Origin of the sequence: Kitasatospora sp. NPDC059408, from assembly GCF_042751525.1 — a bacterium.
Classification (GTDB): Bacteria; Actinomycetota; Actinomycetes; order Streptomycetales; family Streptomycetaceae; genus Kitasatospora.
In genome coordinates this window covers 102898-125478 of the sequence record NZ_JBHYWI010000017.1, presented here as the reverse complement: position 1 = coordinate 125478, position 22581 = coordinate 102898, and the positions used below count along the sequence as shown (strand labels likewise).

23 protein-coding genes and 1 riboswitch are annotated in these 22581 nt (G+C 74.7%); of the genes, 18 read left to right on the top strand and 5 right to left on the bottom strand.

Going from position 1 to position 22581, the window contains the following annotated elements:
- Positions 1-52: 52 nt before the first annotated feature.
- Positions 53-691 (bottom strand): GNAT family N-acetyltransferase, encoded by a 639-nt coding sequence (locus ACFXDE_RS14215; RefSeq protein ID WP_380494045.1) that lies wholly within the window; start codon positions 689-691, stop codon positions 53-55.
- Between the two features lie 42 nt (positions 692-733).
- Between ACFXDE_RS14215 and ACFXDE_RS14210 the strand changes: the two genes are divergently transcribed.
- Positions 734-1708 carry a hypothetical protein gene (locus ACFXDE_RS14210; protein WP_380494044.1) on the top strand — a complete coding sequence of 325 codons (975 nt, stop codon included), beginning with the start codon at positions 734-736 and terminating at the stop codon, positions 1706-1708.
- A 57-nt stretch (positions 1709-1765) separates the two neighbouring features.
- Here ACFXDE_RS14210 and ACFXDE_RS14205 read toward each other — a convergent pair whose 3' ends face one another.
- Positions 1766-2599 (bottom strand): M23 family metallopeptidase, encoded by an 834-nt coding sequence (locus ACFXDE_RS14205; RefSeq protein WP_380494042.1) that lies wholly within the window; start codon positions 2597-2599, stop codon positions 1766-1768.
- Between the two features lie 12 nt (positions 2600-2611).
- A riboswitch (cyclic di-AMP (ydaO/yuaA leader) is annotated at positions 2612-2770 on the bottom strand.
- A 252-nt stretch (positions 2771-3022) separates the two neighbouring features.
- Between ACFXDE_RS14205 and ACFXDE_RS14200 the strand changes: the two genes are divergently transcribed.
- The 12 genes from ACFXDE_RS14200 (at position 3023) to ACFXDE_RS14145 (ending at position 16078) form a co-directional block, all read left to right on the top strand.
- Complete coding sequence (locus ACFXDE_RS14200) at positions 3023-3313, top strand: YiaA/YiaB family inner membrane protein (protein WP_380436885.1); 291 nt, start codon at positions 3023-3025, stop codon at positions 3311-3313.
- A gap of 143 nt (positions 3314-3456) precedes the next feature.
- Entirely contained in the window at positions 3457-4284 is an 828-nt protein-coding gene (locus tag ACFXDE_RS14195; protein WP_380494040.1) for an alpha/beta fold hydrolase, read from the top strand.
- Between the two features lie 39 nt (positions 4285-4323).
- Positions 4324-4893 carry a TetR/AcrR family transcriptional regulator gene (locus tag ACFXDE_RS14190; RefSeq protein WP_380436881.1) on the top strand — a complete coding sequence of 190 codons (570 nt, stop codon included), beginning with the start codon at positions 4324-4326 and terminating at the stop codon, positions 4891-4893.
- A 1724-nt stretch (positions 4894-6617) separates the two neighbouring features.
- The gene (locus ACFXDE_RS14185; protein WP_380494037.1) at positions 6618-7721 is read left to right on the top strand and encodes a PP2C family protein-serine/threonine phosphatase; all 1104 of its coding nucleotides are present in this window, start codon (positions 6618-6620) and stop codon (positions 7719-7721) included.
- A gap of 372 nt (positions 7722-8093) precedes the next feature.
- Positions 8094-10292, top strand: a complete 2199-nt coding sequence (locus ACFXDE_RS14180) for a SpoIIE family protein phosphatase (protein ID WP_380494035.1) — start codon at positions 8094-8096, stop codon at positions 10290-10292.
- A gap of 245 nt (positions 10293-10537) precedes the next feature.
- Entirely contained in the window at positions 10538-11872 is a 1335-nt protein-coding gene (locus tag ACFXDE_RS14175; protein WP_380494070.1) for an ATP-binding protein, read from the top strand.
- Complete coding sequence (locus ACFXDE_RS14170) at positions 11856-12269, top strand: roadblock/LC7 domain-containing protein (protein WP_363648005.1); 414 nt, start codon at positions 11856-11858, stop codon at positions 12267-12269. Before ACFXDE_RS14175 ends, ACFXDE_RS14170 begins: the two co-directional genes overlap by 17 nt.
- Positions 12266-12613, top strand: coding sequence for a DUF742 domain-containing protein (locus ACFXDE_RS14165; RefSeq protein ID WP_380436874.1), 348 nt, complete (start codon positions 12266-12268; stop codon positions 12611-12613). Before ACFXDE_RS14170 ends, ACFXDE_RS14165 begins: the two co-directional genes overlap by 4 nt.
- 4 nt (positions 12614-12617) lie before the next feature.
- A complete protein-coding gene (locus tag ACFXDE_RS14160; protein ID WP_380494033.1) occupies positions 12618-13235 on the top strand; it encodes an ATP/GTP-binding protein in 618 nt (205 codons plus the stop codon).
- Positions 13232-14698, top strand: coding sequence for a cytochrome P450 (locus tag ACFXDE_RS14155; protein WP_380494031.1), 1467 nt, complete (start codon positions 13232-13234; stop codon positions 14696-14698). The genes ACFXDE_RS14160 and ACFXDE_RS14155 overlap by 4 nt, the downstream gene beginning before the upstream one ends.
- Positions 14662-15777, top strand: coding sequence for a cytochrome P450 (locus tag ACFXDE_RS14150; protein WP_380494029.1), 1116 nt, complete (start codon positions 14662-14664; stop codon positions 15775-15777). Before ACFXDE_RS14155 ends, ACFXDE_RS14150 begins: the two co-directional genes overlap by 37 nt.
- Before the next feature lie 43 nt (positions 15778-15820).
- The gene (locus tag ACFXDE_RS14145) at positions 15821-16078 is read left to right on the top strand and encodes a hypothetical protein (RefSeq protein ID WP_380436866.1); all 258 of its coding nucleotides are present in this window, start codon (positions 15821-15823) and stop codon (positions 16076-16078) included.
- A gap of 46 nt (positions 16079-16124) precedes the next feature.
- Here ACFXDE_RS14145 and ACFXDE_RS14140 read toward each other — a convergent pair whose 3' ends face one another.
- Both ACFXDE_RS14140 and ACFXDE_RS14135 read right to left on the bottom strand, forming a co-directional pair.
- The gene (locus ACFXDE_RS14140) at positions 16125-16934 is read right to left on the bottom strand and encodes an isocitrate lyase/phosphoenolpyruvate mutase family protein (protein ID WP_380494027.1); all 810 of its coding nucleotides are present in this window, start codon (positions 16932-16934) and stop codon (positions 16125-16127) included.
- A gap of 11 nt (positions 16935-16945) precedes the next feature.
- Positions 16946-17452, bottom strand: a complete 507-nt coding sequence (locus tag ACFXDE_RS14135) for a carboxymuconolactone decarboxylase family protein (protein WP_380436862.1) — start codon at positions 17450-17452, stop codon at positions 16946-16948.
- A gap of 149 nt (positions 17453-17601) precedes the next feature.
- On the opposite strand from ACFXDE_RS14135, the gene ACFXDE_RS14130 reads away from it, so the two are divergent.
- The 3 genes from ACFXDE_RS14130 to ACFXDE_RS14120 all read left to right on the top strand — a co-directional run bounded on the left by ACFXDE_RS14130 (position 17602) and on the right by ACFXDE_RS14120 (position 19776).
- Positions 17602-18384, top strand: a complete 783-nt coding sequence (locus ACFXDE_RS14130) for an NRDE family protein (protein ID WP_380494024.1) — start codon at positions 17602-17604, stop codon at positions 18382-18384.
- Positions 18385-18501: 117 nt separating this feature from the next.
- Entirely contained in the window at positions 18502-18693 is a 192-nt protein-coding gene (locus ACFXDE_RS14125) for a hypothetical protein (RefSeq protein WP_380436858.1), read from the top strand.
- Positions 18694-18855: 162 nt separating this feature from the next.
- Positions 18856-19776, top strand: a complete 921-nt coding sequence (locus ACFXDE_RS14120) for an undecaprenyl-diphosphate phosphatase (RefSeq protein WP_380494022.1) — start codon at positions 18856-18858, stop codon at positions 19774-19776.
- Between the two features lie 4 nt (positions 19777-19780).
- Here ACFXDE_RS14120 and ACFXDE_RS14115 read toward each other — a convergent pair whose 3' ends face one another.
- Positions 19781-20470, bottom strand: coding sequence for an alpha/beta fold hydrolase (locus ACFXDE_RS14115; protein ID WP_380494020.1), 690 nt, complete (start codon positions 20468-20470; stop codon positions 19781-19783).
- 110 nt (positions 20471-20580) lie between these two features.
- On the opposite strand from ACFXDE_RS14115, the gene ACFXDE_RS14110 reads away from it, so the two are divergent.
- Positions 20581-21105, top strand: coding sequence for an STM3941 family protein (locus ACFXDE_RS14110; protein WP_380494018.1), 525 nt, complete (start codon positions 20581-20583; stop codon positions 21103-21105).
- Positions 21106-21113: 8 nt separating this feature from the next.
- Complete coding sequence (locus tag ACFXDE_RS14105; RefSeq protein WP_380494016.1) at positions 21114-22538, top strand: PLP-dependent aminotransferase family protein; 1425 nt, start codon at positions 21114-21116, stop codon at positions 22536-22538.
- Positions 22539-22581: the final 43 nt, after the last annotated feature.

Here is a 22581-nt window from a genome sequence, read left to right as displayed (position 1 = left end):
TGGGGCGGGGTGGTCCGGCGGCATCCGGAGGCCTGGCGGATCCGGGGTGGGGTTAACCCCCCGTACCCGCCGTTCCGCTCCCCCGCCACTCGTCGGCGAGGAGCGAGTACAGGTACGAGTCGGACCAGACGCCGCCTTTGAGGACGTCGTGCCGGACCCGGCCCTCCCGCTGGAAGCCGAGCTTCCCGAGCACCCGGACGGAGGCCGCGTTGTCGACGTCCACGGAGGCGGCCAGCCGGTGCAGGCCGAGGTGGTCGAAGGCGAGGACGCACAGCAGCCGGGCGGTCTCGCTCCCGTAGCCGTGCCCCCACGCGTCCCGGCGCAGCACGTACCCGAGCTCGGCCGACCGGTACGGGCCGAGGGTGAGGGCGGCCTGGCCGATCGGCGCGGCGTCCGCCGGGTCGTCGGCTCCGGCGTCGGCTCGGGGTGCGGCTCCGGCGTCGGCTCGGGGTGCCGCGTCGGCGCCGTGGAGGGTGACGGCCAGCCGGTAGGTGTCGCGTTCCTCCTCCATCGCCCCCTCCAGGTAGAGGGCGAGCTGGTCCGCGCAGGCCTCGCGGTCGCGCGGCTCGAACGGGAGGTACCGCGTGACCTCCGGGTCGCCGAAGAGCGCGTGCAGCGCGTCCAGTTCCTCCGGGGTGTGGTGGTACTCGCGGATGGCCAGCCGGGGGCCGGTGAGACGTACGGGGACCATGGCTGCCGACCCTACCCCCGACCAGCGGTTACCGTTCGAGCTATGAACGACGAAGACCTGCGGCTCGCCCCGCGCACCAGGGCCGCCGACCTGCTCGCCTGGGCGGCGGCGGAGGGCCGCACCCCGGTGGCCGAGGCGCCGCTGCGCACGGTGCTGGCGCTGCTGGAGCTGGGCGAGGGCAGGATGCGCGACGGCTGGCCCGAACTGACCTCGGACGCCGTGGAACACCTGCTGTACGAGCGGCTCCACCTGTACGTCCAGCCCGCCCCCGACGAGGACCCGTTCGCGTACGGCGAGGCCGTCCGGCTGCTGGTCGACCACCAGCGGGCGGCGAAGCGGCTCAACGCCAAGCGGCAGGAGCGGCTGCACGCCGAGGCCGAGTGGCAGGGCGAGGTCGCGGCCGGGCTGCTGCGCCGGGCCGACCTGGTGACGTGGCCCCGGCTGTACGCGGTGCTGCTGCGCGCGCACGGGGTGGACGTCACGGACGGGGCCGCGGTGCGGGACTGGCTCGCCGGGTTCCTCGAACTGGCCGAGGAGGACCGGCTGGACGCGTTCGCCGCGCTGGCCGAGGCCGGGTGGCTGGACGAGCCGGACGAGCAGGGCTGGGGCCCGGGCCGGGTGCTGTCGGTCGGCATGGCCACGGACGGCGCGCGGCGGCTGCTGGAGCAGGGCCTGATGCGGCGCAGCTACCGCAACCTCGCCGAGCTGAACGCGCTGGGGCGCCCGATGCCGGACGAACTGGCCGGGGACTTCGGGCAGTTCGAGGACGCGGCGGTGCAGGCGGCGCTCGCGCTGTGCGGCGAGTGGACGGTGCCGGGGCTGCCGCGGCTGCTGGTCGAGGAGTTCCCGGAGCTCGCGCCGGAGCCGGGGCCGGCGGAGATCGAGGCGTACCTGGCGCAGCTGCCGCAGGTGTCTGAGCCGTCGGAATCGCCGGAGCCGTCGGAGCCGTCGGAATCGCTGGAGTCGCTGGAGTCGCTGGAATCGCCGGAATCGTCGGAGCCGTCGGAACAGGACTGATGCGGAAGGCCCCGGCCGGCGACGGTCGGGGCCTTTCCTGTTTGCGTTGCGCGGCGGCTAGGGGTTCAGGCCGCGCTGCTGGAGCCAGGTCTCCGGGTCGACCGGGGCGCCGCCGCCCGGGCGGACCTCCAGGTGCAGGTGGGGGCCGGTGACGTTGCCGGTGGCGCCGACCTTGCCGATCTGCTGGCCGGAGGTCACCGTGCCGCTGCCCTTGATGATCGAGGAGAGGTGGCAGTACCAGATCTCGGTGCCGTCGGGCAGGGTCTCGACGATGCGGTAGCCGTACGCGCCGGACCAGCCGGCCGAGGTGATCGTGCCCTGGCCGACCGCGAACACGGCGGTGCCGGTGTCGGCGGCGAAGTCCAGGCCGGTGTGCAGGTGCGCCCAGTAGCGGGCGCTCTGGCCGTAGTGGGCGCTCAGGTTGTAGTCGCGCACCGGCAGCGTGAGGGCGGCGGCCTTGGCCTTCTCGGCGTCGTCGGCGGCCTTCTTCGCCTCGGCCTCCTTTGCGGCGGCCTTGGCCTGGGCCTCCTGCGCGGCCTGCACGCGGGCGCTCTCCTCGGCGGCGGTGCGCTGGCCGTCGGCCTGCTGCTGGATGCGGGCGGCGAGCGCGAGGCCGGGGTCTGCGGCGAGCGCGACCGGGGCCTCGTCCGGGGACTCGACGGCGGGCGCGGCGGCCGGGGTCGCGGAGGCGAAGCCGGTGGCGCCCAGGGTGGCGGCGACGGCGGTGACGCCGAGCAGCGGTGAGGCTCCGCGGGTCTGACGCGGCATCCGGTGGCGGTTGGCCTCGGCCTCCGGGGCCGGGAACTCGTCCCCGGCCGGACGGGGGTGGTCGAGGAGCTGGGTACCGGCGGCAGGGCCGGCGGGCTGTGCCGGGGTGTGCGTCGACGCCACGGAGGCGTGCTCCTTTCCTTCCTTCGCGCCTACCGGGTTAGCTGACGGGTTCGGAGCAGGAAGGTCTCCTACGGCCGGGCCGGGGCCCCGCCGATTCACCCCAAGGAACGTGGTTCCCCGGCTCCCTGACCTGCCCGGAGGCCGGCCGGCGGGATTAGGCGACGGCGCACGGTGCCGTCTGGGTACGGCGTTTCGACCGCGCTGCGTTATCAAACGTTAATCCTAGGGCGCCCTGATTCCAAGCCATCCGCCCGGGACGGCCGACAACCGGGCGGGCGGCTTGTGCCCTATGGCCGATTTGCGGCTCTTACCCACCCCTGGCACTACTTAACGTGATTGGGCATCACCGAACGACGGCCCGACCAGGCCCGTCTGAGTACTCCTACTCATGTGCGGCGGCCGGACCGCCGCCATCCTGGCGCCATGAACGCACCGATGCAGTCACGCACCACGGCCGCGTACTACCTCCAGGCCGTGCTCTCCTTCGCCCTGTCGGGCACCGCCCTCGCCCTCGGGATCGCCTATCTGCCGGTCGGGGCCTGGACCCGGGCCTTCCTCGGGATCGGCCTGCTCTACACCGTCACCTCCTCCTTCACGCTCGCCAAGGTCATCCGGGACAAGCAGGAGACGAACGAGATCGTCACCCGGGTGGACCAGGCCCGGCTGGAGAAGCTGCTCAGCGAGCACGACCCGTTCAAGGTCGAAGGGACGTGAGGGGACGGGGTGCCGGTCGGCGCGGACGGCCTCCTCACATCGGAGCGGGCCGATAGCTTGACGGCTAAGGCTATTAGCCTTAGCTTTATGGCTATCGGCAGCACCACCGATGCCACCGCAGCAGCGGACCGAGGAGGCCCACCATGAACGGCACCACCACCCCGGACACCCAGTACCTCGACGTTCCCGGCGGCCGGATCGCCTTCGACGACACCCTGAAGGGCGACGGCACCCCCGTCGTCCTCCTCCCCGGGATGCTCGACAGCCGCCGCTCGTACCGGCACCTCGTCCCGCTGCTCGCCGCCGCCGGCCACCGCGTCATCACCATGGACCTGCGCGGCTTCGGCGAGTCCTCGATCGCCTGGGACGACTACGCGCCGGGCGCCATCGCCGCCGACGTCCTCGCCCTGCTCGACCACCTCGGCATCGAGCGGGCCGTCCTGGCCGGCAGCTCCTACACCGGGGCGACCGTCGTCAAGGTCGCCGGGGACGCGCCCGAGCGGGTCGCCGGGATCGTCCTGATCGACGCCTTCATCGAGAACCTCCCGCAGAACGCCCTCATGCGCGGCGTCGTCCACGCCATGGGGACCGTCGTCATCCACTGGCCCGCGTTCTGGGGCTTCTACCACCGCAAGCTCGCCTACCCGGGCGCCAAGCCGGCCGACTTCGACGCGTACGTGGCCGGGCTCGTCGACTCGCTGCGCACCCCCGGCCGCAGGACCGCCACCCGCGGACACGTCCGCGGCGACTCCTCGCCCGTCGGCTGGACCGCCGCCGTGCGGTGCCCGGCGCTCGTCCTCATGGGCACCAAGGACCCCGACTTCCCGAAGCCGGAGGTCGTCGCCGACCGGCAGACCACGGCGCTCGGCGCCCGGAAGGTGATGATCGACGGCTCGGGGCACTACCCGATGGCCGACAACCCGCAGGCCGTCGCCGGTGCCCTGCTGCCCTTCCTCACCGAGATCGCCTGAGCCTCCTCCCCCCGGATCACGACACAGAGAGACCGAGCCATGCCCCGAGTCGGACTGACGCCCGAGCAGGTCGTCGACCACGCCCTCGCCCTCATCGACGACCAGGGACCGGACGGCCTCACCCTCGCCGCCGTCGCCACCCGGGCCGGCGTCGCCACCCCCTCCCTGTACAAGCACGTCAGCGGCGGCCTCACCGAACTGCGGCGGCTCATCGCCGTCCGCGTCACCGAGGAACTGGCCGCCCGACTCGCCGACTCCGCCCTCGGCCGCAGCGGGGACGACGCCGTCGCCGCCGTCCTCCGCGCCTACCACGCCTACGCGACGGCGTACCCGCACCGGTACAACGCCCTGCCGCAGGCCCCCCAGGCGGACGACGACCTCAACGCGGCAGCGGCCCGGCTGGTGGGGGTGATCGTCGCCGTCCTGCGGGAGTACGGCCTCGACGGCTCCGAAGCCATCCACGCCGCCCGCACCGTCCGCTCCCTCGCCCACGGCTTCGCCTCCCTCTCGATCGCCGGAGCCTTCCAACTCGCCGAAGACCTGACCACCACCCACGACCGCCTCATCACCACCCTGACGAGCGGCCTCCACACCTGGCCAAAGGCCTGAGGCGACACGAGAAGTCGGCCGAGTCGACTTCTCACGCGACCGAACTCGGGCCGGGCCTGATCGCGCCCCCGAGGCTGGCAACCCCTCACGCCGGCAGTGCCGAGCCACTCGCCATGCGAGGGCGCGGCAGCAGGTTGAGGGCAGCACGAAAAGTCGACAGGTTCGACATCCTGCGCGCCCTGGAACCCCGGGGCACAACACACGAGAAGTCGGCCGAGTCGACCTCTCGCGCGACCGAACTCGGGCCGGGCCTGATCGCGCCCCCGAGGCCGGCAACCCCTCACGCCGGCAGTGCCGAGCCACTCGCCACGCGAGGGCGCGGCAGCAGGTTCAGGGCAGCACGAAAAGTCGGCGAGATCGACCTCCCAGGCGAGCAGGACGCGACCGCCCCCTCCCCCGCCACCCGAGGACCGCACGAAAGTCGGCAGCGTCGACTTCTTACGGGCCCTGGAATCCCGGGGCACAACGCACGAGAAGTCGGCCGAGTCGACCTCTCGCGCGGACGAGGTCGAGGCCACGGGGTCGGGTGGCAGCGCGGGAAGTCGGCAGGGTCGACTTCTCATGCGGCGGGCGCAGACCCGTGGGGCACTGGGCAAGCCGCGCGGGAAGTCGCCCCGGCCGACTTCCCGCGCACGGAGCCTGGCAGAAGCGGCAGCGCGCTGGAAGTCGAATGGGCCGACTTTTGGCGCGGTGCAATTGGCGGGGAGGCGGCGCACTCTGCGCATGGCGGCGATGAAACGGTTCTGCTCGTCCCCGGAGGCGCATGAGAAGTCGGCGGGATCGACTTCTCGCGCAGCGCGGCGAGCAAGAGGGCATGAGGGCAAAACGGGGCGCACGGCACGCCGAAGGAACGCTTCCGCAGGACACCGAGAGCGCGCTGGAAGTCGGCGGAGCCGACTTCTCGTGCGGGCGGGCGTGGCGGGAGAGCGCGCTCCGGGGCGGTGCGGCGGCGGGATGAGGGCGACGCGGGAAGTCGGCAGGATCGACTTCCCGTGCGGAGGAAGGAGGTTGGCGAGGGCGCGGGAGGGCCTGGGGCGGAATGTGGCGGTCCGGAAGGCATGGGAAGTCGGCGGGGGCTACCTCCTGCGCAGTGAGGCCAGCGAGCGCACGGAGAGCCTGGCGCGAGCCCTGCCGGCCCGGCGTGCATAGAAAGTCGGCGGGATCGACTTCTCGCGCAGTGCGGCGAGCAAGAGGGCAAGAGAGAGCCAGGATCGGGCGCGCGGCATGGCGAAGGAGCGCCTCTGCAGGACACCGAGGCCGCGCTGAAAGTCGGCGGAACCGACTTCTCGCGCGAGCAGGCGTGGCGGGAGAGCGCGCTCCGGGGCCGTGCGGCGGCGGGATGAGGGCGACGCGGGAAGTCGGCAGGGGCGACTTCTCGTGCGGGGGAGGGAAGTTGGCGAGGGCGCGAGAGGGCCTGGGGGCGGGCTGCGGCGGTCCGAAAGGCACGGGAAGTCGGCGGGGGCGACTCCCTGTGCGGGGGAGGGAGGTTGGCGAGGGCGCCGGAGGGCCCGGGAGCGGGCTGCGGCGATCCGGAAGGCACGGGAAGTCGGCGGGGGCGACTTCCTGTGCGGGGGGCTCGGGGGTGGGGGCGGAGGGAACGTTTCTGCTGGGGGCTAGTGTGGCGGGGCTGACTGGGGGGTCATGACCGGGGACCGCCCACCCGTTTGGTGGAGGTCCTGTTGCCCGCGCTGGTCGGGAGGGTGCGGCGGTGGTACGGGCGGCTGTTGGACGGAGACGCTCGGGCCGGGCGGGACGCGCTCGTCGTGCTGCTGGTGCTCACGGTGGTGCTCGGGCTGCTGCCGCTCGCGCTGCCGTACAGCTGGCCCCCGTCGGCGCTCGTGCTGCCGCTCGTGGTCGGCGGGCTCGTGCTGCCGCGCGGGCGGTTGCTGGTGCTCGTGTGCGCGGCCCTCGCGGGCAGTGCGCTCGGGGCCGCCCTGCAGGACCCGCACTGCGTACGGCTCGGGGTGACCCTCGTCCTCGCCGCCACCGGGGCGACAGTGCTGGTCGCGAACCGCTTCCGGCACCGGCTCGGGCTGCGCGGCACCCAGGGCGACTCCATCCTCCTCGAACTCGCCGAGCACACCAGGACCCTCGCCCGGCTCCCCGACCGCCTCCTCGACTGGCACTTCGACAGCGCCCTCGCCCCCGCCGGCGGCACCTCCTTCTCCGGGGACTTCCTCCTCTGCACCCACCGCCCCGAGGACGACCTGCTGGAGCTCCTGCTCGTGGACGTGTCCGGGAAGGGCAGCCGGGCCGCCGCGCGGTCCACGCACCTGTCGGGCGCCTTCGGGATGCTGCTGGGGCGGGTGCCGCCGGAGGCGTTCCTGCCGGCGGCCAACGACCACCTGGTCCGGATGGGCTGGGACGACCACTTCGCGACGGCGGTCCACCTCGCGCTGCGTCCGGCCACCGGCGACTACCGCCTCTTCAACGCCGGCCACCCGCCGGCCGCGCGCTTCCGCCGGGCGGACGGCGGCGGCTGGGACCTCGCCGCGCACGGCGGCCCGGCGCTGGGCCTGATCCCCGGCGCCCCCTACCCGGCGTCGACCGGGCGGCTGGCGCACGGGGACTCGCTGCTGCTGTTCAGCGACGGCCTGGTGGAGGTGCCGGGCCGGGACCTGGACGAGGGTGTGCTCCGGCTGCTGGCCGCTGCGGAGCCGGAGCTGCGGACCCACCGCACGCAGCAGGAGCTCACGCGCGGCGCGGCGGAGCAGCTCGTACGGACGGTGGCGCGGGATGTCGCGGACGACCGGACCCTGGTGCTGGTGCGTCGGCTGGGACCTGCTGGTGTACCCGCCCCCGACCTCCCCGGACGCGGAAAACGCTGAAGGGAGCGGAGCGGAGGGGAACGGAGCGGAGGGGAAGCAGGGAAGGGCGCAGGAGGCACGAAGGCCGTGGCGGCGCACGGCGTGGGAAGTGTGGGCTGCCGGCTGGTCGGGGCGTGAGCGATCGAACAGGGCTTGCCGGGGTGCCCGTGCGCCGCTGCGCGGACGCGGGGGAGGGAGAAGCACCGCCCCTCGCGGGCAGGCGTCGTGCCGGGGGAAGGCGCGCGGGGGCGGGGGCTTGCGGGGGCTGCGCCGGCTCGGAGTGCGCGCGGGTCGGGTGGGGGTGGGAACCGGCGGTGGGGGTGGGGGCGTGGCAGGCAGGGTGGGGGGGTCGCCGGGGGCTCGTGGGGTGGGGAAATGGGGTATGAAGAATCAATGGCTCCCGTCGAGGATGAGAACCGCGCGGTGCGCAGTGCGATGCGCTGCGTGCGGTTATTGCTGGGCTGCACGACGGCGGCCGAGATGCTGGCCACCGTCCTCGCCGACGGGCCCAGTTGGATCACCGGGGAGGGTTCCGCGCTGTACCTGCTGGACTCCGCCGGGATGCTGCGGCTGACGGCCTCGCACGGGCTGCCCGGGTGGGCTCACGAGCGGTACGGGACCATCGATCCGGGCAGCGATCTGCCGGCCGCGGCGGCGCTGCGGCTGCGGCGGCCGTACCTGTTGTCGCCCGAGCACACGAGTGCCGACTACCCGAACGAGGACGCCGGGATCGGCACCGGGATGGTCGCGGTGATCACCCTGCCGATGATCGTGGACGAGCGGCCGATCGGGGTGCTGGCGCTGGCGCTGGCCCACCGGGGCACGGTGCCGCTGCGCGACTTGGACGTGCTGGAGACGATCGGCGACGCGTGCGCGCACCGGCTGGCGCACCTGCTCGATCACGCGGACGGCCGACTGCCGCAGAGCGCGCAGGCGCCGGCGGGGCCGGCCGGGGCACCGGGCCGCCCGATGCTGTCGCTCGCCGCGCGGGCCGCGCGGCACGGGGCGTTCGAGCGGGACCTGGTGACCGGCGAGACCGCGTGGGACGCCGAGGCGTTCCGGGTGACGGGCCAGCCGGTGGCGCCGGACGGCTCGGCGCCGGAGCTGGAGCGGATCGTCCACCCGGAGGACCTGCCGGACGTGCGGGCGGCGATGGCGGAGGCGCTGGCCGTCGGGGGGCCGTACCGGATCGAGTACCGGGTGCTGCGCCGGGGCGGCGGGGTGGTGCGGGTCGAGGAGTCCGGCGAGGTGATGCTGGACGTCCACGACCGGCCGGTGCGCGTCGCGGGGCTGCTCGCGGAGCACGGCGACGCGCTCGCCGGGGAACGCGCGGGGCAGCAGGAGCCGCAGGACGGACCGGCGCGGCAGGACAAGGCCGGGGCGGCGCGGACGGCACTGCTGCTGACGCTGACCCGGGCGCTGTCGCGGGCGGTGACCGTGCGGGACGTCACCACCGCCGTGACGGACGTGGCCCGGCCGTCGTTCGGGGCCGCGAGCATCGTGCTGGACCTGGTGGACGAGGGCCGGCTGCTGCCGGTCACGCACACGGTCTACGGGGGCGCGCGCCGCTCGGAGCCGACCCGGCTGGCGGACCTGTCCGAGGACGTGATGCAGTCCTCGCTCACCCGCTCCGCCCCGCTGTTCAGCGAACCCGGGCGAGGCGCGCCCGGAGGCCCGGCCGGGAGCCCGGCGGCCTGGGCGGTGCTGCCGCTGGTCGCGTCCGGACGGCAGGTGGGCTCGTGCCTGATCACCTTCGCCACCGAACGGAACTTCGGCCGCGAGGACCGCACCCTGTACTCGGCGTTCGCCGGCATCCTGGCGCAGTCGCTGGAGCGGGCCCGGTTGTACGACACCCACCACCACCGCGCCGGCGAGCTGCAGCGCGCGATGCTGCCGCGCACGCTGCCCCGCCTGCCGGGCATCGCGAGCGCCGCCCGCTACCTGCCGAGCACCGAGGGGATGCAGATAGGCGGCGACTGGTACGACCTGCTGAAGCTGCCGGACGGCCGGATCGGTCTGGTGATCGGCGACGTGCAGGGGCACAACGCCGAGGCGACCGCGGTGATGGGCCAACTGCGCAGCGGCCTGCGGGCGTACGCGACGGACGGGCACGATCCGGCGGCCACCCTGGCGCGGACCAGCCGGCTGCTGGCCGAGCTGGACACCGAGCTGTTCGCGACCTGCCTCTACCTGACCCTGGACCCGGCGGACGGCCGGCTGACCGCGGCCCGGGCCGGCCATCCGGCGCCGGTGCGGATCGCCGGCGCGAGGGCGGTCGAGCTGGATCTGCCGGGCGGCCCGCCGCTGGGGGTGGACCCGGGGCAGCCCTACGACCTGACGACCGGCCGGCTCGCGGAGGGCGAGACGCTGCTGGTGTACACGGACGGGCTGGTGGAGGACCGCGAGGAGGACTACGACGAGTCGGTGCAGCGGATGCTGGACGGGCTGGAGCTGTGGGCCCGGCAGACCGGTCCGGGCCGGATCGGTCCGGCGTCCGCGCTGGAGCGGCTGGCGGACCTGCTGACCCTGAACGTGACGGAGCGCCGCTCCCGGCCGGACGACGTGGCCCTGCTGCTCCTGCACCGGATGTGATCCCGTCCGCAACACCGTGCACACGTTCCCCACACATCCCGGGGCGCGACTCGGCCATCCCGCACGTGTCCGAAGTGTCCGAGTAGGGAGGAACCGCGGGGGAAGTGTGGTCGCCCGGCGGCCCGGTCGGGGGCGAACGAGGTTGGATTGGCGCCGAATTGACTGGATATTGACGAGATCCGGTCACTTGGCGAGATCCGTTCACACCTTCGTAGGATCATCGCCCTAGAATTCGCCGCGTGACGATGACTCAGTGGTGCGCAACGGCAGCCGGCGTGCTCGCGGCGCTCGCCCTCGTGACCGCCGCCCGCTACCACGCGGTCTCCGTCACCCACCGGCGCCGGGCCGAGCGGCTGCGCCGCGACGTCGCCCGGCTCCAGGAGCAGCTGACCGCCGAACTCTCCCGCCGGGGCGAGGAACTGGCCGTCGTCCAGCAGGAGCAGGAGCACACCGCCTCCACCCAGCGGGCCTTCCTCAGCGTGGCCCGCCGGATCCTCGTCATGGCCCACGACCAGCAGGCCCTGCTCGACGAGATGGAGCGCACCCACGACGACCCGGCGCTGCTGGAGGGCCTGCTCAAGGCCGACCACGCGGCGGCCCAACAGGCCCGGCTGGCCCAGACCCTGGCCGTGCTCTGCGGGGCGCGGGCCGGACGGCACTGGCCCGAACCCGTCTCGCTGGAGGACGTCGTCCGCGGCGCCCAGTCGCGCATCCTGCCGTTCCAGCGGGTCGTGGTGCGCAGCCGGATCGAGACCGCCGTGGTCGGCGCCGCCGCCGAGGCGCTGATCCACGCCGTCGCCGAGCTGCTGGACAACGCGACCCGCTACTCGCCGCCCAGCACCCAGGTGTTCGTCACGCTGATGCCGGTGCACAACGGCGCCGTCATCGAGATCGACGACGGTGGCGTCGGCATGCCGGAACAGGCCGTCGCCAAGGCGGGCGCCGCGCTGGCCGGCGGCAGCACGCTGGAGGTGTCCCGGCTGGGCGAGGTGCCGCAGCTGGGCCTGGCGGCGGTGGGCCGGCTCGCCGAGCAGTACGGCTTCCGGGTCACGCTCAGCTCGGCGCCCTCCCCGTACGGGGGCGTGCGCGTGGTCGTTCTGCTGCCGAACGCGCTGCTCACCGAACCGCTTCCGCCGACCGTCCCCGGCCTCGGGCCGGACGACCGGGTGTTCGGCGCCGGCCCCTACCACTCCCCCGTGGTGGGCGGGCACCCCCTGCTGGACACCCCACCGCTCGCACCCCCCCTGGCCGCCGGGCCTCCCTCCTCCGCCGGTCTCCCCGCCGGCGGTCCCCCCTTCGCCGGTCTCCCCGCCGGCGACCCGGCCCCGCCGCCGCTGCCCCGCCGGAGCCACCGGCGCGACCGTGCCGGCACGACCGCGCAGCACGCCGCTCCCCCGCCTCCGCCGCCCGCGCCGCCGTACCGCTCGGCCCGGGACGCGCAGGCGTTCATGGCGATGTTCCAGGCCGGCACCGCCAGCGGCCGCTCGGCCGCCCGGGCCCAGGCCCACGACGACCCGTTCCGTCCCGCGTCCCCCCGACTTCCCCAGCGCTCCGGAGAGTTCCATGACCACCACCCCTGATCTCGGCTGGCTCCTCGCCGACATCGTCGCCGTGCCCGAGGTCCAGCACGCCGTCGTCGTCTCCAACGACGGCCTGGAGATCGGCCGCACCCCGGGCATCGTGCGCGAGGACGCCGAGCGGCTCGCCGCCGCCTGCTCCGGCCTGCAGTCGCTGGCGCGCGGGGTCGCGGTGGGCTTCGGCGGGCCCGCCAGCGCCACCCGGCAGATCATCATCGAGTACGGGGGCGGGTACCTGTTCATCGTCGCCGCCGGGGCCGGCGCGCACCTGGCCGTGGTGACCGGCGAGGCGGTCGACGCCGGGCTGGTCGCCTACCAGATGCAGGTCCTGGTCGAGCGGATCGGCACCCACCTCACCAGCCCGCCGCGGGTCGACCACGCGGCGGGGGGCCCGCGGTGAACGGGCCGGTCCGCCCGTACGTCATCACCGGCGGCCGCAGCCGCTCCACCCGGCCCGAGCTGGCGGTCGAGAGTCTGGTCAGCGCCTTACCGGACCTGCCCGAACTCCCCGACCACGCCCCGCTGAACCGGGAGCACCGGCGCATCCTCGGCCTCTGCCGCAGCCTGCTGTCCATCGCCGAGGTGGCGGCCCACCTGGTGCTGCCGCTCGGCGTCGTCAAGGTGCTGGTCGGCGACCTGTGGGACCTCGGCGCCGTGCAGGTGCTCCCGCCCGTCCCGCAGGCCGAACGCCTGCCCACAACACTCCTGGAAGAGGTGCTCGTTGGCCTCCGCCAACTCCGCTGAAGCCGTGTCCGCCGAAGCCGTGCCAGCCGAGGTGCCCGCCGACCCGCAGTACCTGCCGTCCTCCGTCCAGGGGGCGGTGAAGATCCTGGTCACCGGCCCGTTCGGGGTCGGCAAGACGACGCTGGTCGGCTCGCTCAGCGAGATCACCCCGCTGCGCACCGAGGAGACGATGACGGCCGCGAGCAGCGGCGTCGACGACCTCGCGGGGCGCGGCGACAAGACGACGACCACGGTCGCGCTGGACTTCGGCCGGATCACGCTCAACCCGCGGCTCGCGCTGTACCTGTTCGGCACGCCCGGGCAGCAGCGGTTCTGGCCGCTGTGGGAGGACCTGTCGCGCGGCGCGCTCGGCGCCATCGCGATGGTCGACCTGCGCCGGCCGGACGAGAGCTTCGAGGTGCTCGGCCGGCTGGAGGAGCAGCGGATCCCGTTCGCGGTGGCCGTCAACGTCTTCCCGGACACGCCGACCTACCCGGAGGAGGAGCTGCGCTCGGCGCTCGACGTGCTGCCCGAGGTGCCGATCCTCTACTGCGACGCGCGCGACCGGCGGCAGTCCTACGACCTGCTGATCGACTTCGTGGACCACCTGCACCGGACGTCCGTGCTGGAGCTCCAAGGATGAACGCGCCCGAACCGCCGACCACTTCCGGGTGCCCCGTCGGCCACGGCGGCGGCCTGCCCGCCGGAGTGCCCGCCGGCGGCCCGCTGACGCCGCTGTACGGCGCCGCCGTCGCCGAGGACCCGCACGGCCTGTACGCCCGGCTGCGCGCCCGCTACGGACCGGTCGCGCCGATCGAGCTGGAGCCGGGGGTCGAGGCCTGGCTCGTCCTCGGCTACCCCGAGCTGCTCGAACTCACCCGCAACGAGACGCTGTTCTCCAAGGACTCGCGCCGCTGGCGGGTGCCCGCCGAGGGCCGGCTGGCGGCCGACTCCCGGCTGCTGCCGATGACCGCGTGGCGCCCCACCCTGCTCAACCTGGACGGCGCCGAGCACCAGCGGCTGCGCGCCGCCGTCGCGGACACGCTCGCCCAGATCGACCACCACCAGCTGCGCGGCACCACCGAGGCCGCCGCCAACGGACTCATCGACAGCTGGGGCCCGGACGGCACCGCCGACCTGGTCGCGCAGTACGCCCGCGCGCTGCCCCTGCTGGTCTTCACCCAGCTGGTCGGCCTGCCCGCCGCGGCCGGCCCCCGGCTGATCGAGCTGATCAGCCACTTCGTCGACAGCGGCGCCGAATCGGTGCGCGCCAACGCCGAGTTCCAGGCCATCCTGGTCGACCTGGTGCGCCGCCGCCGGGCCGCCCCGAGCGCCGACCTCACCTCCTGGCTGCTCGCCCACCCGGCCGGCCTGACCGACGAGGAGGCGGTGCACCACCTGGTGGTGCTGCTGGTCGCGGGCAACGAGACCAGCATCAACTGGACCGGCAACACACTGCGGCTGCTGCTCACCGACCGCCGCTTCCGGGCCACCCTCACCGGCGGCCGGCTCACCGTCTCCGACGCGCTGGAGGAGGTGCTCTGGCGCGACCCGCCGACGCAGAACTTCCCCGGCCGCTGGGCCACCACCGACACCGTGCTCGGCGGCCAGTACATCAGCGCCGGCGACATGCTCGTGCTCGGCCTGGCCGCCGCCAACGCCGACCCGGCCGCCCAGGGCGTCGCCGCCGCCGCGCACGGCTCGCTCGGCGGCAACCGCGCCCACCTGGCCTGGGGCGCCGGCCAGCACGTCTGCCCGGCGCAGCACCCGGCCAGGATCATCGTCGAGACCGCCGTCGAGACCCTGCTGCACCGGCTGCCGGACCTCCAGCTCGCCGTCCCTCCGGTCGAACTGGCCTGGCGTCCCTCCCCGTGGTCGCGGGCACTGCTCAGCCTGCCGGTGCTCTACAGCGCCTTCACCCCGCCCCGACCGCCCGCCCCCGAGAGGCCCGCATGGACACCGCCGACGCTCCCCGAGGAACCGGCCCCCGGCCCGTCCGACTCGACCCCTTCGGACGGGACCAGCACAGCGAGAACGCCCGGCTCAGGGACGCCGGCCCGGCGGTCCTGGTGGAGCTCCCTGGCGGGGTGGTGGTCTGGGCGATAACCCACCACGACACGCTCCAGGCGCTGCTCGCCGATCCGCGCGTCGGCAAGAACGCCCGGCTGTGGACGGACTTCCGGGAGGGCCGGCTGCCCGAGGGCTGGCCGCTGCTCAACTTCGTCACCGTGCCCGGGATGGTCACCGCCGACGGCGACGACCACCGGCGGCTGCGCGGGCTCGTCAGCCAGGCCTTCACGCCGCGCCGGATCGCCGACCTGGCGCCCGCGATCGAGGCGCGGGCCGTCGCCCTGCTCGACGCCGTCGCCGAGCTGGAGGGCCCGTTCGACCTGCGCGCGCACTTCGCGTACCCGCTGCCCATGCAGGTGATCGGCGAACTGCTCGGCCTCGCCGTCGAGCAGCAGGACGACCTGCACGAGCTGTCCGACACGCTCGTCTCCAGCTCGGCCACCCCGGCCGCCGCCGTCGCCGCGCAGCGGGACCTCAACGCGCTGCTCGCGTCCGTCGTCGCGGCCAAGCGGGCCGAGCCCGGCGACGACCTGACCACCGACCTGATCGCCGCGCGCGAGGCCGGCGACGGGCTGAGCGAGGCCGAACTCGTCGGCACGCTGCTGCTGATGCTGGTCGCCGGGCACGAGACCACGCTCAACCTGATCACCAACGCCGTCCGCGCCCTGCTGGCCCACCCCGAGCAGCTGCGGCTGGTGCTGGACGGCGAGCAGCCGTGGTCGGCGGTGGTCGAGGAGACGCTGCGGTACGACTCCCCGGTCGGGCAGTTCCCGCTGCGGTACGCGATCGAGGACATCGAGGTCGGGGACGTGGTGATCCGGCGCGGGGAGGCGATGCTCGCCTCGTACGCGGCGGCCGGGCGCGACTCCGGGCACCACGAGGACGCCGACGCCTTCGACCTCACCCGCCGGCCCAACCGGCACCTGTCGCTCGGGCACGGGCCGCACTTCTGCCTCGGCTCCGGGCTGGCCCGGCTGGAGGCGGAGACGGCGCTGCGCCACCTGTTCGAGCGCTTCCCCGGCCTCGCCCTCGCGGCGGACGCGGAGGGCGCGGAGCCGGAGCCGATCGCCTCGTTCGTCAGCAACAGCGTGCGGACCCTGAGGGTGACGGTCTGAGCCGTCCGGTTACCCGAGGGCGGCCCGGGTCGTTCGGCAGGGCATGAAGAAACTCGCCACCCTGGCCGCCCTCACCATGGCGGGCCTCGCGCTCGCCGCGCCCGCCGCCTCCGCCACCAGCCAGACCGCCGCCTCCCCGGACGCCACCGGCGGTCTCACCGACGGCCTCACCGTCTCCCCCGCCGACCTCGCCATCCACACCGCCGGCCAGCTGCCGGTGGTCGGGCACACCGCCCAGGAGGTGGAGAAGATCGGGACCAACCAGATGACCCACCCCGGGCTCAGCGGGCAGATCGGCTGACCGACCCCCGTACGGTCGGCCCGTCCGCCGAGGCCGGCAACGGCGTTCAGCCCTGGAAGAGCCCGTTGAGCTCCGGGTAGGTCAGCCCGCCGTCGAGGGCGGTGTACGTGCCGCTCGCGTACACCTCCTCGGCGGCCCGGCGGACCGCCGCGAACGCCACCTTGGCGAGGCCGGGACCGAGGCTCACCCGCGCGACGCCGAGCTTCGCCAGCTCCGGGACGGACGGCGAGCCGGGCGCGGCCAGGACGTTGAGGGGGGCGGGGACCGCCCGGACCAGCGCGGCGATCGTCTGCGGGTCCGCCACGCCGGGGGCGAAGACGCCGTCCGCACCTGCCTCGACGTAGGCCCGCAGCCGGCGCACCGCCTCGTCCAGCCGGCCCTCCGGCTCACCGAGCCGGTGCAGGAAGACGTCGGTCCGCGCGTTCACGAAGAGCGGCACGTCGGCCGCGTCCGCCGCCGCCCGGGCCGCCGCGATCCGCTCGGCCGCCTCGTCGAGCGGACGGCCCTCGTCCTCCAGGTTCACGCCGACGGCGCCGGTGCCGAGCAGCGCGGTCACCGTCTCGCCGACCCCGGCGGCGGTCCGCGCGTAGCCGCTCTCCAGGTCGGCGGTGACCGGCTGCTCCACCGCGCGGACGACCAGCGCGGTCTGCGCCAGCACCAGGTCGCGGTCGGCGCCGCCGCCGTCCGGGCTGCCGATCGTCCAGGAGACGCTCGCGCTGGCCGTCGCGACGGCCCGGGCGCCGGCGTCGGCGACCAGGCGGGCGCTCACCGCGTCCCAGGCGTTGGCGAGCACCAGCGGCTCGCCGGCGCGGTGCAGCTCGTGCAGGAGCCGGGCCTTGTCCTGCTGGCTCGTCACGGCGGTTCCCCTCACTTCGCGGCCGGGCTGAGGCGCGAGGTCACGCCGATCCGGTTCCAGGCGTTGATGGTCGCGATCAGGGCGATCAGCTGGGCGAGTTCGGCCTCCTCGAAGTGGGCGGCGGCCTCGTCGTAGACGGCGTCCGGCACGTGCCCCCGGGTCAGCAGGGTGACGGACTCGGTGAGCGCCAGGGCGGCGCGCTCCTTCGCGGTGAACCACGGGGTCTCGCGCCAGGCCGGGAGCGAGATCAGGCGGTGGTCCTGCTCGCCACCCTGCACGGCGTCGGTGGCGTGCATGTCGATGCAGAAGGCACAGCCGTTGATCATCGAGGCGTGGACCTTGACCAGCTCGGCGAGCCGGGGGTCGAGGCCGGTCCGGGAGGCGCGGTCCACGGCGATCATCGCGGAGTAGTACTCGGGGGCGAGCCGGTGCATCGCGAGGCGCTGAGCGGGCGCCGGAACCGGCGCGTCCGCGCCCTCTGCGGTCCCGTGCGCCGCGGTCTCGTTCGTCGTCGTCATGATCACCAGCCTAGGGACGGAGTGGCCCTACCGCCTGGTGCATTCATGTGCGGCGTTCCTGGGCCACTTTCCGGGCCCCCACCGCTGTTCCGGTAGGCGAACCGGCGTGCGAGGATCGCTGAACAGAGCGAAAACCGGGGGACAGGATCGTGTGTACGGCGTTCGTCAGCATCGAGCCGGGGTCGGCGGTGCCCGTCCTGCTCCTCTCCGTCCGGGACGAGTACCTCGGGCGCCGCTGGCTCCCGCCGGCCCACCACTGGCCGGAGCACCCGGAGCTGGTCGGCGGGCTCGACCTCGCCGCCGGCGGCACCTGGCTCGCCGCCGACCCCGGGCGGCGCTCTGCCGCCTGCCTGCTCAACGGCTTCGGGCCGCTCGCCCCCGCCGAGACGCGGCTCTCCCGCGGCCGGCTGCCGCTCACCGCCGTGCGCGAGGGCGGCGTCGGCCACCTCGACCTCACCCCGTACGACCCGTTCCACCTCGTGCTGGCCGGTCCCGACGGCGCCCGGGTGGCCAGTTGGGGCGACGGGCGGCTGGTCGAGCACCACCTGCCCACCGGCCTGAGCGTCGTGCTCAACGACGGCCTGGAGGGCCGCGCCCACAGCCGGACCACCTCCGAGCGGATCCGCGCCGTGATGGCCGCCCGCGCCGCGCACTTCCGGGCCCGCTTCGAGGCCGAGCCCCGGCCCGAGCCGGGCGGCGCCGGGACCGTCGAGGACGCGTGGGGCGCCTGGCTGCCGGTCGTCTCCGGGGACGGGCTCGCGCCGGACGACGACGCGGCGCTCGTCCAGCGGCGCGACTTCGGCGACGGGCGGATCTGGGGCTCGTCCTCGATCTCGCTGCTCGCCCTCGGACCGGACCGGCTGCGCTACGACTTCGGGCCGGCGCCGGTGGCCGCCGGGGAGGCGGCGTGGCGGCGGGTGGCGCTCGGCTGACCCGGGCCGGTTCGGGGGCCGTCGGCGGATTCGGGGCCCGTCGGCGAACGAACGCTTGAACCTGCCGCAGCGGGAGGTTGCATCGTGGTGCCTCGTCGACCACGAGGGAGGACCACGATGAACCGCCCCCGCCCCGCGGACGTGCTGCCCGCCGCCCTGCTGGTGGCCGGCACCGCGCTCGTCGCCGCGGGCGCCGCGCTGGCGCTCAGCCACGCGGCCGAGCGCGCCGTGTCGTCCGGGGTGCTGCTCGCCGTGTGGGTGCACGTGCTGCTCACCCACGCGCCGGCCGCGCACCCGGCCGCCGCCTGAGCGGCGCCCGAACGCCGGGTGCCCGAACACCGGTCGCCCGGCCCGGGTTTCGGCGAGACGTCCACTCGGTGAATTTCCGGCCTCAGACCTGCCGGGCGTCTACATCCCCGTAGTAGCTTCGCCGGGGCTCCCCCTGATCAGACCTCCGAGCGAAGGTGCGCGATGTCCACCCTGACCTACCCGGAAGCGATAGGCGTCGGCCTGCTGCAGGGTGTGACGGAACTCTTCCCGGTGTCCAGCCTGGGCCACAGCATCCTGCTGCCGGCGATCATCGGCGGGAAGATCCAGCACGACCTGGACATGACCGCCGAGGGCTCCCCGTACCTCTCCGTGCTGGTCGGCCTCCACCTCGCCACCGCGCTCGCGCTGGTGGTCTTCTTCTACAAGGACTGGCTCCGGATCATCAGCGGCCTGATCAGCTCGATCCGTCACCGCCGCGTGGAGACCCGCAACGAGAAGCTGGCCTGGCTGCTCATCGTCTCCACCATCCCGGTCGGCATCGCCGGCCTCGCCTTCGAGAAGGCCCTGCGCAACGCCCTCGGCAAGCCGATCCCGGCCGCCGTCTTCCTCGCCCTCAACGGGCTCGTGCTGCTCGGCGCCGAACGCCTCAAGCGCGGCGGCACCGGCCGCCGGCGGGCCGGCCACGCCGCCCCGGTGACCGACGAACCCGGGCTGGACCCGGCGATCGCCTCCGACCACCGGCTCGCCCGGCTCGGCTACAAGCAGGGCGTCTGGATCGGCGCCGCCCAGATCCTCGCGCTCTTCCCCGGCATCAGCCGCTCCGGCGTCACCATGAGCGCCGGCATCCTGCGCGGGCTGCACCACGAGGACGCCGCCCGGTTCTCCTTCCTGCTCGCCACGCCGGTGATCATCGCCGCCTCGGCGCTCAAGGTGCCCGAGCTGTTCAAGCCGGAGAACTCCGCCGTCCTCGGCCCGGTCGTGGCGGGCAGCATCGCCGCCTTCGTCGCCGGGTACGTGTCGGTGCGCTTCCTCACCAAGTACTTCGAGACCCGCAGCCTGACGCCGTTCGCGATCTACTGCTTCGTGGCCGGCGTCGGCAGCGCGGTCTACCTCTCGCTCTAGTTCCTCACAACTCCTGGAGGACGGCCGCGAGTTCGTGCGGCTGGGAGAACATCGGCCAGTGGCCGGTGTCCAGTTCGACCAGCCGCCACCGCTCGCCCGCCAGCAGCTCGGCGGCCCGGCCGAACGGCTCGGGCCAGTCCAGCAGGCACTTGACGTACGTCACCGGCAGCTCGGGCAACGCGTCGCCCAGCACGGCCGGTTCGGTCAGCGAGGCGCCCGGGTGCGGCGTCGAACCGGCGACGATCCGGGCGACCTGCTCGTCGGTGAGGCCCTGGCCGGCGAAGTCCCCGGCCGCGAGCGGCGGCCACCAGCCGCCGTTCCGCGCGATCGCCACCGCCACCTCCTGGCCGTTCCCGGCCACCGAGACGAACGACTCGCCGTCCCGCGGCACGTCGGCGTCCACGAACACCACCCGGGCCAGTCGCTCGCCGATCCGCTCGGCGGCCTGGCCCACCGGGATGCCCGAGTAGCTGTGCCCGACCAGGACGACGTCGCGCAGGTCGAGCCGCTCCACCTCGGCCACGATGTCCCGCACGTGGACCTCCTGCCCCGCCGGAGCCACCCCGCGCCTCTCCGCTAGCCCGGACAGCGTCAGCGGGTACGCCCCGTGCCCCGCCGCGCGCAGCTCCGCCGCCACCTCGTCCCACGCCCACGCGCCGAGCCACGCGCCTGCCACGAGTACATAGTTCGCCATGGGCGGCACGGTAGCGCGGGGATGTGACACCACCCAGGCGGAGCCCGCCGACGGACGACAGGCCCACCCGGGTCCGACCGGTCTCCGGCCGGGCGCTACCGTGACCGGCCGTGATCAACGAAAACCCGCCTCCGACCGTCTACGCGCTGTCGAGACGCAAGGCGCTCCTCCTCCTGCTCGCCTCGCTCGGCTTCACCGTCGGCGGCGCGCTGCTGCTCTGGCACCACGCCACCGTCAAGGGCCTCGTCGGCGGTGCCCTGGCCGTGCCGTTCTTCGGGTTCTGCTCCTTCGCGCTCGCCCGCCGGCTCGTCCGCAACCGGCCCGAACTGGTGCTGGACGCCGACGGCCTGGAGCACGTCCAGCTCGGCCGCATCGCCTGGAGCGAGATCGCCGCCGTGGGGATCCGCAGCATGACCGTCCGCGGCAGCACCCAGCGGATGATCGCGGTCGTGCTGCACGACCCGGCGGCCTACCTGGCCCGCGCGCCCCGGCTCGTCCGGGCGAGCGCCGGCCTCAACCGCTCCCTCGGGTACGGACCCGCGAACATCGCCGCCAACACCATCCCCGTCCCGCTCGAAGAGGTCCTCGCGGCGATGCACCGCCACCACCCGCGGCTCGGCGCCGACGCGGGATAATCCCGTCGATGAGCACTTCGTGGAGCGCGTTCGGCGGCGACCTGCACCTCGACCTCAGCGGGCGGCGCGCCGCCGGGACCGGGCTGCGGGCCGCCCTGGAGGACGCGCTGCGCGAGGCCGTCCAGGACGGGCGGCTCGCCCCCGGCACCCGGCTGCCGTCCTCACGCGCGCTCGGGGAGGACCTCGGGATCGCCCGCAACACCGTCGTGGAGGCGTACGGGCAGCTCACCGGCGAGGGCTGGCTCACCTCCCGGCAGGGCTCCGGCACCACCGTCGCGGAGCGCGCGGCACCCCGGCCTCCGGTGCCCAGGGCCACCCCGCCGGTGCGGGAACGCCCGGCCGCGCGCCACGACCTGATGTCCGGCCGGCCCGACCTGTCGCTCTTCCCGCGCACCGCCTGGCTCGCCGCCGCCCGCCGGGCGCTGGCCACCGCCCCGCACGAGGTCCTCGGGTACGGCTCGCCGCTCGGGCGCCCCGAGCTGCGGGAGGCGCTGGCCCACTACCTGGCGCGCGTGCGCGGGGTCCGCACCGACCCGGACCGCCTGCTGGTGTGCAGCGGCGTGACGCAGGGCCTGGGGCTGCTCTGCGCGGCCCTGCGGGACCGCGGGGCCGGCGCCCTCGCCGTCGAGGAGTACGGCCTGCCGCCGCAGCTCGCCGTCGCCCGGGCGGCCGGGCTCGCGACCGTACCGCTCCCGCTCGACGACGCGGGCGCCCGGGTGGAGCTGCTCGACGACCGGGTCGGGGGCGTCCTGCTCACCCCCGCCCACCAGTTCCCCACCGGCGCGCCGCTGGCCGCCGACCGGCGGGCGGCGGCGGTGCGGTGGGCGCGCGAGCACGACGGGTACGTCATCGAGGACGACTACGACGGCGAGTTCCGCTACGACCGGCAGCCGCTCGGCGCGATGCAGGCGCTCGACCCCGAGCGCGTGGTGTACGCCGGGACGGCCGCCAAGAGCCTCGCCCCGGGCCTGCGGCTCGCGTGGCTCGCCCTGCCGGACGCGCTCGTCGAACCGGTGGCCCGGCTGAAACAGCTCGCCGACATCATGTCGCCGGTGCTCGACCAGCTGACGCTCGCCGAACTGATCGCCTCCGGGACGTACGACCGGCACGTGCGGCGCTGCCGGCTGCACTACCGGCGGCGCCGCGACCGGCTCGTGGCCGCCCTCGCCGAACACGCCCCGCACGTCCGCGTCACCGGCATCGCGGCGGGACTGCACGCGGTGCTGCGGCTGCCGGCGGACGGACCGTCGGAGGCCGAGCTCCTGGCGCGGGCGGCGGCCGCCGGGGTGTCGCTCAACGGGCTCTCGTGGCACCGGGCGGACGGGGGTGTCGCGAGCGGGCCGCCGTCGCTGGTGATCGGGTACGGGACTCCTGCGGAGCACGCGTTTCCGGCTGCGCTGTCGGCGCTGTGCACGTTGCTGCGCAGTGCGTGAGTGCGGGGTGCTGCGCGGCGCGTAAGCGCGGGTCTGCTCCTTC

Bases quoted from the DNA above. Each gene is read 5' to 3' on its own strand.
- ACFXDE_RS14155 (WP_380494031.1), top strand. From the start codon at position 13,232: ATGAACGCGCCCGAACCGCCGACCACTTCCGGGTGCCCCGTCGGCCAC.
- ACFXDE_RS14125 (WP_380436858.1), top strand. From the start codon at position 18,502: ATGAACCGCCCCCGCCCCGCGGACGTGCTGCCCGCCGCCCTGCTGGTG.
- ACFXDE_RS14170 (WP_363648005.1), top strand. From the start codon at position 11,856: ATGACCACCACCCCTGATCTCGGCTGGCTCCTCGCCGACATCGTCGCC.
- ACFXDE_RS14105 (WP_380494016.1), top strand. From the start codon at position 21,114: ATGAGCACTTCGTGGAGCGCGTTCGGCGGCGACCTGCACCTCGACCTC.
- ACFXDE_RS14200 (WP_380436885.1), top strand. From the start codon at position 3,023: ATGAACGCACCGATGCAGTCACGCACCACGGCCGCGTACTACCTCCAG.
- ACFXDE_RS14175 (WP_380494070.1), top strand. From the start codon at position 10,538: ATGACTCAGTGGTGCGCAACGGCAGCCGGCGTGCTCGCGGCGCTCGCC.
- ACFXDE_RS14195 (WP_380494040.1), top strand. From the start codon at position 3,457: ATGAACGGCACCACCACCCCGGACACCCAGTACCTCGACGTTCCCGGC.
- ACFXDE_RS14190 (WP_380436881.1), top strand. From the start codon at position 4,324: ATGCCCCGAGTCGGACTGACGCCCGAGCAGGTCGTCGACCACGCCCTC.
- ACFXDE_RS14210 (WP_380494044.1), top strand. From the start codon at position 734: ATGAACGACGAAGACCTGCGGCTCGCCCCGCGCACCAGGGCCGCCGAC.
- ACFXDE_RS14180 (WP_380494035.1), top strand. From the start codon at position 8,094: ATGGCTCCCGTCGAGGATGAGAACCGCGCGGTGCGCAGTGCGATGCGC.
- ACFXDE_RS14145 (WP_380436866.1), top strand. From the start codon at position 15,821: ATGAAGAAACTCGCCACCCTGGCCGCCCTCACCATGGCGGGCCTCGCG.
- ACFXDE_RS14135 (WP_380436862.1), bottom strand. From the start codon at position 17,452: ATGACGACGACGAACGAGACCGCGGCGCACGGGACCGCAGAGGGCGCG.
- ACFXDE_RS14115 (WP_380494020.1), bottom strand. From the start codon at position 20,470: ATGGCGAACTATGTACTCGTGGCAGGCGCGTGGCTCGGCGCGTGGGCG.
- ACFXDE_RS14215 (WP_380494045.1), bottom strand. From the start codon at position 691: ATGGTCCCCGTACGTCTCACCGGCCCCCGGCTGGCCATCCGCGAGTAC.
- ACFXDE_RS14120 (WP_380494022.1), top strand. From the start codon at position 18,856: ATGTCCACCCTGACCTACCCGGAAGCGATAGGCGTCGGCCTGCTGCAG.